This is a genomic window from Maribacter luteus (assembly GCF_009674825.1).
Classification (GTDB): domain Bacteria; phylum Bacteroidota; class Bacteroidia; order Flavobacteriales; family Flavobacteriaceae; genus Maribacter_A; species Maribacter_A luteus.
This window is the reverse complement of the sequence record NZ_WKJH01000024.1, coordinates 296405-310376: the sequence shown is the minus strand read 5'-3', so window position 1 is coordinate 310376 and position 13972 is coordinate 296405. Positions and strand designations below refer to the sequence as shown.

Annotated in this window: 12 protein-coding genes; 7 read left to right on the top strand and 5 right to left on the bottom strand. The window is 40.0% G+C overall.

What is annotated here, in order from left to right; all coding sequences use genetic code 11:
* Window positions 1-35 precede the first annotated feature (35 nt).
* Genes ribA through GJ691_RS15145 form a run of 3 tightly spaced genes read left to right on the top strand, consistent with a single transcriptional unit; the run spans window position 36 to window position 3229 of the window.
* Window positions 36-653 carry a GTP cyclohydrolase II gene (gene ribA / locus GJ691_RS15155; protein WP_154368355.1) on the top strand — a complete coding sequence of 206 codons (618 nt, stop codon included), beginning with the start codon at window positions 36-38 and terminating at the stop codon, window positions 651-653.
* A 49-nt stretch (window positions 654-702) separates the two neighbouring features.
* Entirely contained in the window at window positions 703-1485 is a 783-nt protein-coding gene (locus GJ691_RS15150) for an MBL fold metallo-hydrolase (protein WP_154368353.1), read from the top strand.
* A 55-nt stretch (window positions 1486-1540) separates the two neighbouring features.
* Window positions 1541-3229: an FAD-dependent oxidoreductase gene (locus GJ691_RS15145; RefSeq protein WP_154368352.1), complete on the top strand. Its 1689-nt coding sequence runs from the start codon at window positions 1541-1543 to the stop codon at window positions 3227-3229.
* A gap of 172 nt (window positions 3230-3401) precedes the next feature.
* Here the strand turns inward: GJ691_RS15145 and GJ691_RS15140 are convergent, their stop codons facing one another.
* From GJ691_RS15140 to GJ691_RS15120, 5 genes are all read right to left on the bottom strand, one after another.
* Window positions 3402-3680, bottom strand: a complete 279-nt coding sequence (locus GJ691_RS15140) for a DUF3817 domain-containing protein (protein ID WP_154368350.1) — start codon at window positions 3678-3680, stop codon at window positions 3402-3404.
* 138 nt (window positions 3681-3818) lie between these two features.
* Window positions 3819-5210 carry a dihydrolipoyl dehydrogenase gene (lpdA, locus tag GJ691_RS15135; RefSeq protein WP_154368348.1) on the bottom strand — a complete coding sequence of 464 codons (1392 nt, stop codon included), beginning with the start codon at window positions 5208-5210 and terminating at the stop codon, window positions 3819-3821.
* Between the two features lie 157 nt (window positions 5211-5367).
* Complete coding sequence (locus tag GJ691_RS15130; protein WP_154368346.1) at window positions 5368-5895, bottom strand: DUF1572 domain-containing protein; 528 nt, start codon at window positions 5893-5895, stop codon at window positions 5368-5370.
* 21 nt (window positions 5896-5916) lie between these two features.
* On the bottom strand, window positions 5917-6399 hold the full coding sequence (msrB, locus tag GJ691_RS15125) for a peptide-methionine (R)-S-oxide reductase MsrB (RefSeq protein ID WP_154368344.1): 483 nt from the start codon (window positions 6397-6399) through the stop codon (window positions 5917-5919).
* Window positions 6400-6560: 161 nt separating this feature from the next.
* Entirely contained in the window at window positions 6561-7124 is a 564-nt protein-coding gene (locus GJ691_RS15120) for a collagen-like protein (protein WP_154368342.1), read from the bottom strand.
* A gap of 180 nt (window positions 7125-7304) precedes the next feature.
* On the opposite strand from GJ691_RS15120, the gene glgB reads away from it, so the two are divergent.
* The 4 genes from glgB (at window position 7305) to GJ691_RS15100 (ending at window position 13960) form a co-directional block, all read left to right on the top strand.
* Window positions 7305-9200 (top strand): 1,4-alpha-glucan branching protein GlgB, encoded by a 1896-nt coding sequence (glgB, locus tag GJ691_RS15115; protein ID WP_154368340.1) that lies wholly within the window; start codon window positions 7305-7307, stop codon window positions 9198-9200.
* 100 nt (window positions 9201-9300) lie between these two features.
* Window positions 9301-11697: a glycoside hydrolase family 31 protein gene (locus GJ691_RS15110; protein WP_154368338.1), complete on the top strand. Its 2397-nt coding sequence runs from the start codon at window positions 9301-9303 to the stop codon at window positions 11695-11697.
* 40 nt (window positions 11698-11737) lie between these two features.
* Window positions 11738-12547: a M48 family metallopeptidase gene (locus tag GJ691_RS15105; RefSeq protein WP_154368335.1), complete on the top strand. Its 810-nt coding sequence runs from the start codon at window positions 11738-11740 to the stop codon at window positions 12545-12547.
* A 72-nt stretch (window positions 12548-12619) separates the two neighbouring features.
* The gene (locus GJ691_RS15100; RefSeq protein ID WP_154368333.1) at window positions 12620-13960 is read left to right on the top strand and encodes an MFS transporter; all 1341 of its coding nucleotides are present in this window, start codon (window positions 12620-12622) and stop codon (window positions 13958-13960) included.
* Window positions 13961-13972: the final 12 nt, after the last annotated feature.

Here is a 13972-nt window from a genome sequence, read left to right as displayed (position 1 = left end):
AGTTGATAATCGAATTTTGAAGAATTAGTTAGCGAATGAAGGTTGATAAGAATATAGAGCAAGGTGAAAGGGTGAGTCTCCCTACCAAATATGGTCATTTCGAAATCATCCCTTTTCAGGAAAATGAAAATAAGCTGGAGCATATTGCATTGGTGAAAGGTGAATTCAGTTCCGAAGATGTTGTTCTTACCCGAATACATTCAGCCTGTGCCACAGGAGATTTGTTCGGTTCGTTGCGATGTGATTGCGGCGAGCAGTTAATAAAAGCCATGGAGTTGATAGAACAAGAGGGTAAGGGGCTTTTGGTCTATCTGCAACAAGAAGGTAGGGGAATTGGTTTAATGAATAAAATCAAAGCCTATAAACTACAGGAAGAAGGTTATGATACGGTTGATGCCAATTTGCATTTGGGGTTTCGGGCCGATGAAAGAAATTACAATATAGCTTCCCAAATTTTAGATGCATTGCACATCCGGAAAGTAAGGCTCATGACCAATAATCCCGATAAGATTTTAGGAATGGAATTGGCTGGTATCGAGGTAAAAAAACGTATTCCATTGGAAATAAGGCAAAATAAATTCAATGTGGATTATTTAACTACCAAACAAGAGAGAATGAACCATTTTCTACATCATCTAAAGACCGCTGAATAAAGAAATTGAAGAAGGATACCGTAAAGGGGCCATATAATTTATAGTAAATATGAAACTCACCGTTTTAACAGAGAATGTTGCAGGACCCGGTTTTCTCGCAGAACACGGACTATCTTATCTGATCGAGGTTAAAGGGGAAACCATTTTATTCGATACAGGGAGTAGCGATGTTTTTTTGGAAAATGGTAAACGTCTGGGTATAGTTATAGTTGAGGTTGTAAATACAATCGTACTTAGTCATGGGCACTGGGACCATGGTGATGGACTCCGGTTCATCAGTGGCAAGACATTGATAACCCATCCAGATTCCTTTATGAAACGATACCGAAAAAAGGACCATTCCAGGATCGGATTGGGATTTTCAAAGGAAGAAGTGTCGAAAAGGTTTAAGGTCATTACTTCAAAAAAACCACATAAGATCAATGAACATATCATATTTCTTGGGGAAATACCTCGTTTAACCGATTTTGAGGCCAAAACCACCCAACATATTAACGGGAAAGGAGAGCCGGATTTTGTGCCAGATGATTCGGCTTTGGCGATTATTGAGGATGGTATTTTGCATGTGGTAACGGGATGTTCGCATGCCGGCATTTGTAACATTGTGAATTATGCCATTAAGGTCACGGGAATCAAAAAGGTAAAAACGGTAATCGGAGGTTTTCATCTTAAGCATGATAATGAACAGACCCGAAAGGCGATTCAATGTTTTAAGGAGTTGGATATTGAGACGATCTTCCCTTCCCATTGTACCGAACTCCCGGCATTATGTTCCTTTTCCAAAGAGTTTTCCATTTCCCAATTAAAAACAGGTATGGTATTGATGCTGTAAATACACGGTAAGGAATACCTTAAGATTAAAGTAAAAATAATAATAGGTTGAAATAATGAGTAAAAAGATAATTGTAATAGGAGGTTCCGCAGCAGGGCCGAAAGCGGCGGCAAAAGCCCGACGTATGGATGAGTTTGCCGAAATAACCATGTTTCAAAAAGGTCCGGATCTCTCAATGGCATCATGCGGGTTCCCTTATTTCGTTGGTGGTTTTTTCGATGATCGCAACAAACTTTTATGTACGCCCACAGGAGTAGTGCGGGATCCCAAATTCTATTGGAATGCGAAAGGTATCGTGGCAAAGGTGAATACCGAAATAACTAGGATCGATAGGAAGAATAAACAAGTTGAATTTACGGATCTGGTAACAGGTGAAAAGGGTAGTCAACCTTATGATAAATTGATAATTTCCACAGGGGCAACCGCAAACATGCCTCCAATACCTGGTTCTGATTTAGATGGTATCACCAATCTGCAATCCATGCAGGATGCGGATTATTTAAGAAGGATCAGGGACGATGGTAAAATTAAAAAAGCCGTTGTAATTGGTGGCGGACTTATCGGTATTGAAACCTTGGAAGCCCTTCATTTAGCGGGAATCGAATTGACCATGATAGAGCTTTTGCCACAATTGTTGACATTTCTGGATTGGAAAATGGCAAAACTGGTCCAAAATTACTTAAAAACCAAAGCCAATGTTATCACCAAAAATGGAGTGGCCGAGTTTAAAGGTAAAGACGGTAAACTTACCGGTGTTAAACTTCAAAACGGAACAGAGATTCCATGTGAATTGGCCGTAGTGGCCATTGGGGTTCGCCCAAATGTTGCCTTGGCCAAAGAAGCGTTACTTGAGATAGGTAGCCTTGGGGGAATTACCGTGAACGAGTATATGCAGACTTCCGATCCCGATATTTATGCTGTGGGGGATTGTTGTGAAATAAAGAATATCATTACAGGAAAGCACGTTCTTGCACCTTATGGGGATTTGGCGAATCTTGAAGGTCGTGTGGCTGGTGAGAATGTCATTAAAGGGAATAAGGCCACTTTTCCGGGTACCATACAGACCGGAATATGCAAATTGTTCGATTACGGTATCGGAATTACCGGTTTGTCGGAAACAAAGGCCAAAGAGGCCGGCATTGATTATGTTAAGGTGATAAATGCCAGTCCTGACAAACCTGGGTTTATGGATGGTAAGATGCTCATCACCAAACTTGTTGCCGAAAAAGATACGGGGAAGATTTTAGGTGCTCAATGTATTGGCCCAGGGGATGTAAGCAAACAATTGGCTATTTGGGCCACTGCCATAAAAGGGAATCTGAAAGTCGAGGATATGGTAAATGCCGATCTTCCTTATGCACCGCCATTTTCATTGGCCATTGATCACAGTATTGCCTCTGCCCATATTTTACAGAATAAAATGCAAGGTATCTTTAAAGGTGTATCCGGGTTGGAGGTTATGGATAAGATTAATAACAATGAAGATGTTTTCTTGTTGGATGTACGTGGAGCAGATGAATATGAACAGACCCGTTTGGGACTGGGGGAAACATTGATTCCATTAGGCGCTTTAAGGACTAGGATCGGTGAGATGCCCGAAGACAAAAACAAGGAAATTATTACATATTGTAAAATTTCTTTGCGGGGGTATGAAGCGGCTGTTTTATTAAAGGCCCATGGGTATATCAATGTAAAAGTACTGGAAGGCGGAATTACCGCTTGGCCATTTGAAAAGGAAAAATAATATTGTGGTTGTTGATTAGGAGTGGGTTGTCCAGGGGTTTATGATTAATGGGCAATCCACTCTGTTTTTACAGAAAATCTTAAAACGGAAATTAATCCAATCAAAGGTATTTCTTGATTTTGGGATAGGGAATTTTAATAATACTTGTTAGAATAACGTTTTGAGGTAAGGACTATTGGCCTTTAAAATACTTCTCGTCTATATAAAATGTTGCAAAGGGCAAGAGTGAAGCTGCGAACAGGATTGCCAATCTTTTAATGCCCCATTTTTTGGATAGGGTCAATAATACGGCAAGTGCTATGTAGGCAATGAACAAGAAGCCATGGGCGTACCCAATATATTTGTTGGGCTCCCCTAATCCGGCCAAGTATTTCAATGGCATACTGATAGCGAATAAGGATAAATACGAAATGCCTTCGAGAATGGCCGTAAGTCTAAAGGTTTTCAACATTATTTAGTGGGAGTTCAATAGTTCCGTTACGGTTTTTGGAAAATTAACCTGACTTCCCCCGAATGATTCAAATTGTTCTTTAATCATAAATGAAAAAGAAGGTGATTAAATCATTCGGGATAAGTACAAGGTTATTATTTATAGATGTATTACTTCATCATATGCATCGGCAACAGCTTCCATAACCGCTTCACTCATCGTTGGGTGAGGGTGCACTGCCTTAAGTATTTCGTGTCCCGTGGTTTCCAATTTACGGGCCACTACTGCTTCGGCGATCATATCGGTAACACCTGCACCGATCATATGGCAACCTAACCATTCTCCGTATTTGGCGTCGAAGATCACTTTTACGAATCCGTCTGAATTACCGGCAGCCTTTGCTTTTCCACTAGCTGAGAAAGGAAATTTACCTACTTTGATGTCATAACCTGCATCTTTTGCCTGCTGTTCCGTAAGACCAACGGAAGCAACCTCGGGTGTACAATAGGTACAACCAGGTATATTACCATAATCCAATGGTTCAACATGCATTCCTGCAATTTTTTCAACACATAGAATACCTTCTGCAGAAGCAACATGTGCCAGAGCCTGTCCTGGGGTTACATCACCAATGGCATAATATCCGGGGATATTGGTTTGGTAATAATCGTTGACCAATATCTTGTCACGATCGGTAGCTATACCTACGTTCTCAAGACCAATGTTCTCTATATTGGTTTTTATACCTACGGCAGATAAAACAATATCGGCCTCCAATACTTCTTCGCCTTTTGCTGTTTTAACGGTTGCTTTAACTCCCTCACCGGAAGTATCAACACCGGTAACTTCAGCAGAGGTTTTTATTTTGACACCTATTTTTTTGAAGCTACGCTCCAATTGTTTGGAAACATCCTCATCTTCAACAGGTACAATTTTAGGTAAATATTCCACTACGGTAACTTCGGTGCCCATCGCATTGTAGAAATAAGCGAATTCGATACCTATGGCGCCGCTACCTACGACAATCATCTTTTTAGGTTGTTTTTCCAAGGTCATAGCCTCTCTGTACCCAATTATTTTTTTGCCATCTTGCGGTAAGCTTGGCAATTCCCTACTGCGGGCTCCCGTTGCAATGACAATATGGTCGGCACTGTATTCTGTTTCTTTGCCTTCGGCATCCTTAACAGATACTTTTTTGCCCGGTTTTAGGGTTCCGTATCCGTTAATGACTTCAATCTTGTTTTTCTTCATCAAAAATTGAACACCTTTGCTCATTCCATCGGCAACGCCCCGGCTTCTTTTGACGACGGCATCGAAATCCTTATCAACGCCTTCGGCCATAAGTCCATAATCTCCGGCATGTTGTAAGTATTCAAAAACTTGGGCCGATTTTAACAATGCTTTTGTGGGAATACAGCCCCAATTTAGACAAATACCACCTAACTTTTCCTTTTCAACAACTGCTGTTTTCAATCCAAGTTGTGAGGCACGTATCGCAGTAACATATCCTCCTGGGCCACTTCCCAAAACAATAACATCAAAATTGCTCATATTTTTAGTCTTTGATTTTTTTAAAATTCGAGGCTTGCGAACTGACAAGCAGGTGCAAAAATACAAAACCTAATGGTAGTATTTCAAAATTGCATTTTAAAATAACAAATTGGGATGTCAATGATAGATTGGTAGTATATTCGATATACTAAAGAAGTTAAGAATTGAATTTTTCCTTATTAAACAGTGAAGATCTACCTTTTGGTATGGACAATGAAACCCAATGATCACCTTTGATCATTTTGCCTAAAAGTACTATTTGTCCCACATGGTTGGCGTAATGGCCCAATTGACGGTTTACGGCTTCTACAATGGTGTGTTCTTCATTACGTATTTTTATAAGGCTATTGAAATTATCGGGATTTATGCTTGCAAGGGCATTGAAAAGGCAGTCCCAACCTTTTTCCCATCCTGCGATCATTTCTGCTTTTGTGATGAACGGGTCTTCGAATTCGGTGTCTCTGTTTCGCCAAGGCTTTTCGCCGTCCTCGGTTAGGAAATTCGTCCATCTACTCAACATGTTCCCTGAAATGTGCTTAACGATTTGTGAAATGCTATTGTCATCCCTATGATATTTCCAAAGAATATCCGCTTCGTCTAGTTGGGCAAAGGTTTTATCCCCCATGGTCTTATAACGACGGAATTCGAAAAATGCACTATCTAGATAATTCGTAGGAAAGTCCATTTAAACCAAATATCATTTTTATTACTTTTCAGATGGAATAAATTTTAATGCAGCCCCATTTATACAATGTCTTTGTCCGGTCGTTTCTCGAGGGCCATCGTTAAAAACGTGGCCTAAGTGACCTCCACAGACCGCACAATGTTCCTCGGTACGTTTATATCCTATTTTATAATCCACATCAAAGGCTACATTGCCTTTGATCTCACGGTCAAAACTTGGCCATCCCGAACCGGAATCGTATTTGTGTTCGCTCATAAAAAGTTCAGTGCCACAGGCGGCACAAACATAAACGCCTTTCTTTTTATTATCCAATAATTTACTGCTGCCTGCAGGTTCGGTGCCCGCCTTTCGTAACACATAATACTGAAGATCGGAAAGCTCTTTTCGCCATTGTGTATCGGTTTTCTTAACTGAATAAGCTGTCTCTTCCGAAACCGGTTTTTCCTGTGAATTGCCTTTGCAGCCGACGAGTAGAATTACTAGACCGATAAATAATCTCTTCATATTCTTTTTGGTTTTAGTCGATAGATGTCAACCATCCTTTCAAAAATAAGAATATCGCCGTTGTTCAGGCTTTAAGGTTTTGTTAATTACGCTTTTAAATGTAGGGCAAAAAAAACCCGCTTTACAAAAGCGGGTTTGTGGGGTGGTAAAGTTTTAAGAAATTAATCTAAAGCAATTTTTTGCACGTCTAATTCGGAAGCACCCATTAGGCTCATAACCGCATTGATATTTGAACGATCAAGTCTTGAGCCTTGAGCTAGGTCGGCAGGTAAAACAGCGATCCTGAAAACTTGGTCATCGGTATCTCCTGCAGGTAAAGTCCCTAGGTCAAAATCAGCCTCTAGAAATATATTTACATCAAAAAAGGTATAATCATAATTGTATTGTAAAATACCTTGGTCCAATAATCGGGTTTGGGGTAAAAGTCTCCATATATCTACGGGGTCACCATTGCCATCCTCGGTTTGGTCCCAAAGTATATAAACGAGTACAACATCACTCTCAAAAACCTCTACGGTCTGCGGGAATTCATAAAAAATGCTATAATCGTCAGCTACAAAATCACCTTGTATATCTATGACGGTTCCCAATATATTCACTCCGTCTTCACCATCTTGTCCATCTCTGCCATCGTAACCATCATACCCAGGAGGGCCTTCAGGACCTTCACAGGAAATAATGAATAAGGATAAAAATGCTCCGAGTATTAAACTGATTTTTCTCATAATTATGGTTTTAATTGTTTGTTTCAACTAGATAGATATAGGTATTGTTTCAAAAAGCGTTCCACTTTTTATTTTCTCCTTATTTTTATATAACTAATTTGTGAAGGAATAAAGTAAATCCTTTAATCCGTAACACTTAATTCAAAGTTGATTAGCTTTGTCCTAAAATATAACCTTACTATGTCGAAAGTTATTGTACATTCTCTTTTTTCCGAATTTGATATCGATTTATTCAAAGCAGGCAAACATTTTAGACTGTATGAGAAATTAGGTTCACACCCTATGGAACTAAATGGGGAAAAAGGAACTTATTTCGCAGTTTGGGCCCCTACGGCCAAATCCGTATCCGTAGTAGGTGACTTCAATGGATGGCAAGGCAAGTCACATGAATTGAACGTTCGTTGGGATGGCAGTGGTATTTGGGAAGGTTTTATTCCTGAACTTGGCCCGGGAACACTTTATAAATATTATATATTATCCAATAATTTCGGAATTGCAACGGAAAAGGCGGATCCTTTTGCAAGACTTTGTGAACATCCTCCAAAAACAGCATCAGTGGTTTGGGAAGGTGATTACTCATGGCAAGATGGGAATTGGATGGATACAAGGGGAGATAAAAATGCCTTGGATAAACCATATTCCGTTTATGAAGTACACTTGGGCTCATGGAAAAGAAAAGAGAACAATGATTTTCTGAATTATACCGAATTAGGGGAAGAATTGGTAAAATATGTGAATGAAATGGGTTTTACCCATGTAGAGTTCATGCCCATTATGGAATACCCTTTTGATCCTTCATGGGGTTATCAACTTACCGGTTATTTTGCCCCAACATCACGTTTTGGAACTCCGGATGAATTTAAACAACTGGTCGATAAATTGCATCAAGCAGGAATAGGGGTTATTTTGGATTGGGTACCGTCCCATTTTCCTGAAGATGCCCATGGACTTGGGTTTTTCGATGGGTCTCATTTATATGAGCATCCCGATCGTAGAAAAGGGTACCATCCAGATTGGAAAAGTCTTATCTTCAACTATGGTAGAAATGAAGTAAGGGCATTCTTGATCAGTAACGCATTGTTCTGGTTGGATCAATACCATGTTGATGGTTTACGGGTAGATGCCGTGGCATCAATGCTTTATTTAGATTATTCTAGGGAAGAAGGGGAATGGGAACCGAATATCTATGGTAACAATGAAAACCTAGAGGCTATTTCATTTATCCGTGAATTGAACGAGACCGTTTATGGTAATTTCCCAGGGGTACAGACCATCGCAGAGGAATCCACCTCATTTTCAATGGTCTCCAAACCTGTTCATATGGGCGGATTGGGTTTTGGGATGAAATGGATGATGGGTTGGATGCACGATACCTTGGAATACTTTAAGAAAGAACCCATTTATAGAAAGCATCATCAGAACGACCTTACCTTTAGCATGACCTATGCGTTTACAGAAAATTTTATGCTTCCGTTTTCGCACGATGAGGTTGTCTATGGCAAACGTTCCTTATTATATAAAATGCCCGGTGATGAATGGCAACGATTTGCCAATCTACGATTATTGTACGGTTATATGTTCACCCACCCAGGTGCTAATCTAATATTCATGGGCGGGGAGTTCGGGCAGTCATCCGAATGGAATTACAACCAAAGTCTGGATTGGCATTTGACCCAGTACGAATTACATTCAGGCATTCAGGAATTGATCAAGGATCTGAACAAAATATATAAATCAAGTCCTGCCCTATATGAAAAGCAGTTCAGTCAGGAAGGTTTTCAGTGGGTCGATTATGGAGATGCCGAAAACTCCGTTTTAACTTATATCAGGAAGGGGCATAACCAAGAGGACGATCTGGTCATTGCGGCCAATTTTACCCCCGTACCAAGAACAAAGTACAGAGTTGGGGTTCCCAAAACAGGTACTTTAAAACAGCTTTTCAATAGCGACGCCAAAAAATATGGTGGTGCCGGTTCTAAAAAAATGTCGGTAACTACAGAAAATGAACCGTGGCACGGATATGATAATTCTATTGAAATAACAATTCCGCCTTTGGGAATCGTTATTTTTCAATAATTCTTTTCGATTATATCGCAATTGTTGACAATTGGTCGTATATCATTTCGCAATTACATGGTAATATGCGTATTTTGTCGCGCTTTTAAATTTGAATATTATGATTACAAATACAGAGCTTGAGTATAAAGGAAACCTTTATCCAAACCAAATAATAAGCTTTAATCAAGATGTTGATAAATTCAATTTCACCTCTGAAAATGGTGTCATCTTACAAATTACGGTTTTACGAAATAGCGCACTGCGTTTTAGATATGCAACTGAAAATGTTTTTGAACCCGATTTTTCATACGCCATAAGTGAAGATGCAAGTAGGGGATATGGAGATTTGGAGGTATCCGAGGAAGAATCCTATTATTTGATCACTACCACCAAATTAAAGGTGTTGGTAGATAAGTTGACCATGCGTATTCAGATTTCCGATCATGAAGGCAATATCATCAATGAAGATGAAATTGGTTTTCATTGGGAAGAAAACTATGAGTATGGTGGCAATACCGTAAAAATGAGCAAGATCACCCAAAATGCAGAAAGCTATTTTGGCATGGGTGACAAGGCTACCCACTCTAACCTTAAAGGTAAAAGGGTAAATAATTGGTGTATGGATCAATATGCTTATGGCAAGGACCAGGACCCATTGTACAAGGCAATACCTTTTTATATAGGATTACATAAGAATCAGGCTTACGGCATTTTCTTTGATAATACCTTTAGATCTTATTTTGATTTCGCCCATGAACGAAGGAATGTGACTAGCTTTTGGGCAGATGGTGGCGAAATGAACTACTACTTTTTCTATGGACCCGAAATGTCAAAGGTAGTAAAGGCCTATACCAACCTTACCGGAACACCCGAACTACCACCGATGTGGGCTATGGGGTACCACCAATCCAAATGGAGTTATTTCCCGGAAAGTAATGTTAAGGCATTGGCCGCTAAGTTTCGCGAATTGAGAATTCCTTGTGATGCTTTGTATTTGGATATTGATTATATGGACGGATTCCGATGTTTTACATGGGACAAGAAAAAGTTTCCCGATCCAAAGCGGATGATGGCAGAACTGAATGAGGATGGTTTCAAAACCGTTGTAATGATCGATCCGGGAATCAAAATAGATAAGGATTACTGGGTATATCAGGAAGCTATGGAAGAAGATTACTTCTGTAAGCGTGGTGATGGCCCTTATATGAAAGGGAAAGTATGGCCGGGCGAATGTCATTTTCCCGATTTTACGAATCCTGAGGTTCGTGAATGGTGGGCAGAATTATATAAAGAATTTATGTCAGAATTAGGGGTTCATGCCGTTTGGAACGATATGAACGAACCTGCCGTGATGGAGGTGCCTACGAAAACGGCGCCCTTGGATACTCGGCACAATTATGACGGTCACCCTTGTACCCATCGAAAAGCGCATAATATCTATGGCATGCAAATGGTGAGGGCCACTTATGAAGGTATTAAAAAGTATGTATATCCTAAAAGACCGTTCGTGATTACAAGGGCTGCCTATGCGGGGACACAACGTTATTCTTCTACATGGACAGGTGATAATGTGGCGACGTGGGAACATTTATGGTTGGCCAATGTTCAGGTACAGCGTATGTGTATGAGCGGCATGTCATTCGTTGGTTCCGATATCGGTGGGTTTGCCGAACAACCGAACGGTGAACTTTTTGCCCGCTGGATCCAATTAGGTGTTTTCCACCCTTTTTGCCGTGTGCATTCAAGTGGCGATCATGGTGACCAAGAGCCTTGGTCTTTTGATACTGATGTTACCGATATAGTTAGGAAGTATATTGAATTGAGATATCAACTCCTTCCTTATCTGTACACTATGTTCTGGAAATATTCGAAATTCGGGGAGCCCATGTTGAAGCCTTTGGTCTATTTTGATCAAGAAGACACACAGACCCATTTTAGGACCGATGAGTTCATTTTTGGGGATCATATTTTGGTATGCCCGGTACAAGAACCAAATGCCCAAGGAAGGCGAATGTACATTCCGAGAGGAAAATGGTACAATTATTGGGATGACAATATTGTAAAAGGAGGAAAAGAGCAGTGGGTAGAAGCTGATATAGATGTAATACCCTTGTTTATTAAGGAAGGTGCGATAATTCCTAAATTCCCAGTACAGCAGTACGTTGGGGAACTGGTTATAGAAAAGTTGGATCTGGAGGTGTATTTTAAGTTGGGAACAGAGAGTTCTACAGTTTATGAAGATGCTCAAGATGGGTATGACTATAACAAAGGGGATTTTAGCCTAAGGAGTTTTAAAATGAATGGCAAAGAGAATAGTCTGGTCATTCAGCAATTTAAAGACGGAGCCTTCATGACTTCCTATGATTCTTTTAGGATCAACTTGCATGGTTTGCCTTTTGCAATTGAATCGGTAGAGGTAGATAATGAAGAAGTGCCATTGAATGAGGTGAAGCCGAACGGTAACGATGTTATAGAGATTTGTAAGGATTTTACGCAAGTGATCATTAAGGGATAATAATTTTTTGTATTTTAACTATACTAAACACTATAATAAAATGAAAAAATTTCTATTGATTATTGCCATTTTTATGGGAGTGGCAGCTTGCAAAGTAAATCCCTTTACGGGTAAGAAAGTATTGAACTTTTACCCGAACAGTCAAATTTTTCCAACGGCTTTTGCCCAATATGACCAATTTTTGACCGAGAATAATGTTGTTGAGGATACTCCGGAAGCCCGAATGATCACAAAGGTGGGACAACGTATTTCTTCTGCTGCGGAAAGATGGTTGACGGCCAACGGTTATCCAGGTTATTTAAGTGATTATAAATGGGAATATAACTTGGTAAATGATGAAACTGTAAACGCTTGGTGTATGCCAGGAGGTAAAATTGTTTTTTATACCGGAATATTGCCTATTACACAGACAGAAACGGGAATTGCAGTAGTTATGGGTCATGAAGTAGCCCATGCATTGGCAGATCATGGTGCCCAACGTATGAGCGCCGGGACCTTGCAGCAATTAGGTGCGGTAGCAGGGAATGTGGCTATCCAGGATGAGCAGAAAAGGAATATGTTCAATCAGGCATATGGGCTAGGTTCCTCTATAGGGTTAATATTGCCCTTTAGTAGAAGTCATGAGACAGAAGCCGATAGAATAGGCTTGCAGATCATGGCCATTGCCGGTTATGACCCATCAGAAGCTGCCGAACTTTGGAAAAGAATGAAAGCCAATAGTGGCGGCCAAGCCCCACCGGAATTTCTAAGTACACACCCATCGAACGATACTAGGATTGCCAATTTAACTGAATGGGCTCCCGCAGCCAAACAAGAGGCGATTAAATTCGGGGTTACTTCTTTTGAATAATCCGTTAAAGGTTTTATGTAATAATTGTATATTGAAAGCTGTTCTTAAAAGGGACAGCTTTTATTTTTATATATGACTAGAACATTGGCCCAAAAGGGCAGCAAAAAGCTATTGAATGCATGGGCCTTTTATGATTGGGCAAATTCAGTATATACCTTAACGATAGCCTCCTCGATATTTCCGATTTATTATTCTGCACTTTTTTCTTCCAAAGAACAGCTTGTATCCGCTTTTGGATTTGAAATGAAGCAAACCGTTTTAATTTCGATCATTACGGCTTTTACTTTCTTAATGGTCGCGATCCTATCACCTATTTTATCAGGAATTGCCGATTATGTGGGTAACAAGAAGAGTTTTATGAAGTTTTTCTGTTATGTGGGTGGTATGGGCTGTATAGGATTATATTGGTTCAGTATTGAAAGTATACATCTGAGCCTGCTGTTCTATTTTATGGGGTTAATTGGGTACTGGGGGAGTTTGGTGTTTTATAATTCTTATCTGCCCGATATTGCTTTTGAAGACCAACAAGACCGTATTAGCGCCAAAGGTTTTTCATTAGGTTATATAGGTAGTGTGCTCTTATTGTTGGTTAATTTGGCAATGGTAATGAAACCGGAATGGTTTGGCTTTGATATCGGGACTACAGAGCAAGAATTGGGAATGGCCAAGATTAAGGCCATGAAAGTGTCGTTCATCACCGTGGGACTATGGTGGATATTATTTAGTCAGTATACCTTTTATGTGCTTCCAAAAGGGGTGTCCAGTGGGCATAAGATTACTAAAAACGTATTCCTCAATGGCTTTCGAGAACTGCAATCCGTTTGGAAGCAGTTGAAGCAGAATTTGAGGTTGAAACGTTATCTAGGGGCATTTTTCGTTTTTAGTATGGCGGTACAGACCATTATGCTCATGGCGGTTTATTTCGGGGAGAAGGAAATTGCTTGGGCCACCGATTCTGAAAAAACGACAGGGTTGATCATAAGCATATTGGTAATACAACTTGTGGCCGTTGTCGGTGCCGTGGTCACTTCACGGGCTTCGGATAAATTCGGTAACATTAGGACCTTGATCGCGGTGAACTCTATATGGTTATGCCTTTGTTTTTATGCGTATTTTATGATCACGCCCATGCAATTTTATATAGCTGCGGGGTTGGTAGGTTTGGTAATGGGTGGTATTCAGGCATTGGCAAGATCAACTTATTCCAAGTTTTTGCCCGAAACTGAGGATACCACTTCTTATTTTAGTTTTTACGATGTCGCTGAAAAAATAGGTATTGTTATCGGAATGGTCATATTCGCATTGGTTGATCATATAAGTACCATGAGATACGCGATTTTATTCCTATTTATATTTTTCTTGGTGGGTATTGTTTTGTTGTTTCGGGTGCCAAAAGAAAAAGCCCCTTTGTAAAAGAGGCTTCCT

Excerpts from the sequence above, each read along its gene's own strand:
- ribA (WP_154368355.1), top strand. The coding sequence starts at position 36 with ATGAAGGTTGATAAGAATATAGAGCAAGGTGAAAGGGTGAGTCTCCCT.
- GJ691_RS15150 (WP_154368353.1), top strand. The coding sequence starts at position 703 with ATGAAACTCACCGTTTTAACAGAGAATGTTGCAGGACCCGGTTTTCTC.
- GJ691_RS15145 (WP_154368352.1), top strand. The coding sequence starts at position 1,541 with ATGAGTAAAAAGATAATTGTAATAGGAGGTTCCGCAGCAGGGCCGAAA.
- GJ691_RS15140 (WP_154368350.1), bottom strand. The coding sequence starts at position 3,680 with ATGTTGAAAACCTTTAGACTTACGGCCATTCTCGAAGGCATTTCGTAT.
- lpdA (WP_154368348.1), bottom strand. The coding sequence starts at position 5,210 with ATGAGCAATTTTGATGTTATTGTTTTGGGAAGTGGCCCAGGAGGATAT.
- GJ691_RS15130 (WP_154368346.1), bottom strand. The coding sequence starts at position 5,895 with ATGGACTTTCCTACGAATTATCTAGATAGTGCATTTTTCGAATTCCGT.
- msrB (WP_154368344.1), bottom strand. The coding sequence starts at position 6,399 with ATGAAGAGATTATTTATCGGTCTAGTAATTCTACTCGTCGGCTGCAAA.
- GJ691_RS15120 (WP_154368342.1), bottom strand. The coding sequence starts at position 7,124 with ATGAGAAAAATCAGTTTAATACTCGGAGCATTTTTATCCTTATTCATT.
- glgB (WP_154368340.1), top strand. The coding sequence starts at position 7,305 with ATGTCGAAAGTTATTGTACATTCTCTTTTTTCCGAATTTGATATCGAT.
- GJ691_RS15110 (WP_154368338.1), top strand. The coding sequence starts at position 9,301 with ATGATTACAAATACAGAGCTTGAGTATAAAGGAAACCTTTATCCAAAC.
- GJ691_RS15105 (WP_154368335.1), top strand. The coding sequence starts at position 11,738 with ATGAAAAAATTTCTATTGATTATTGCCATTTTTATGGGAGTGGCAGCT.
- GJ691_RS15100 (WP_154368333.1), top strand. The coding sequence starts at position 12,620 with ATGACTAGAACATTGGCCCAAAAGGGCAGCAAAAAGCTATTGAATGCA.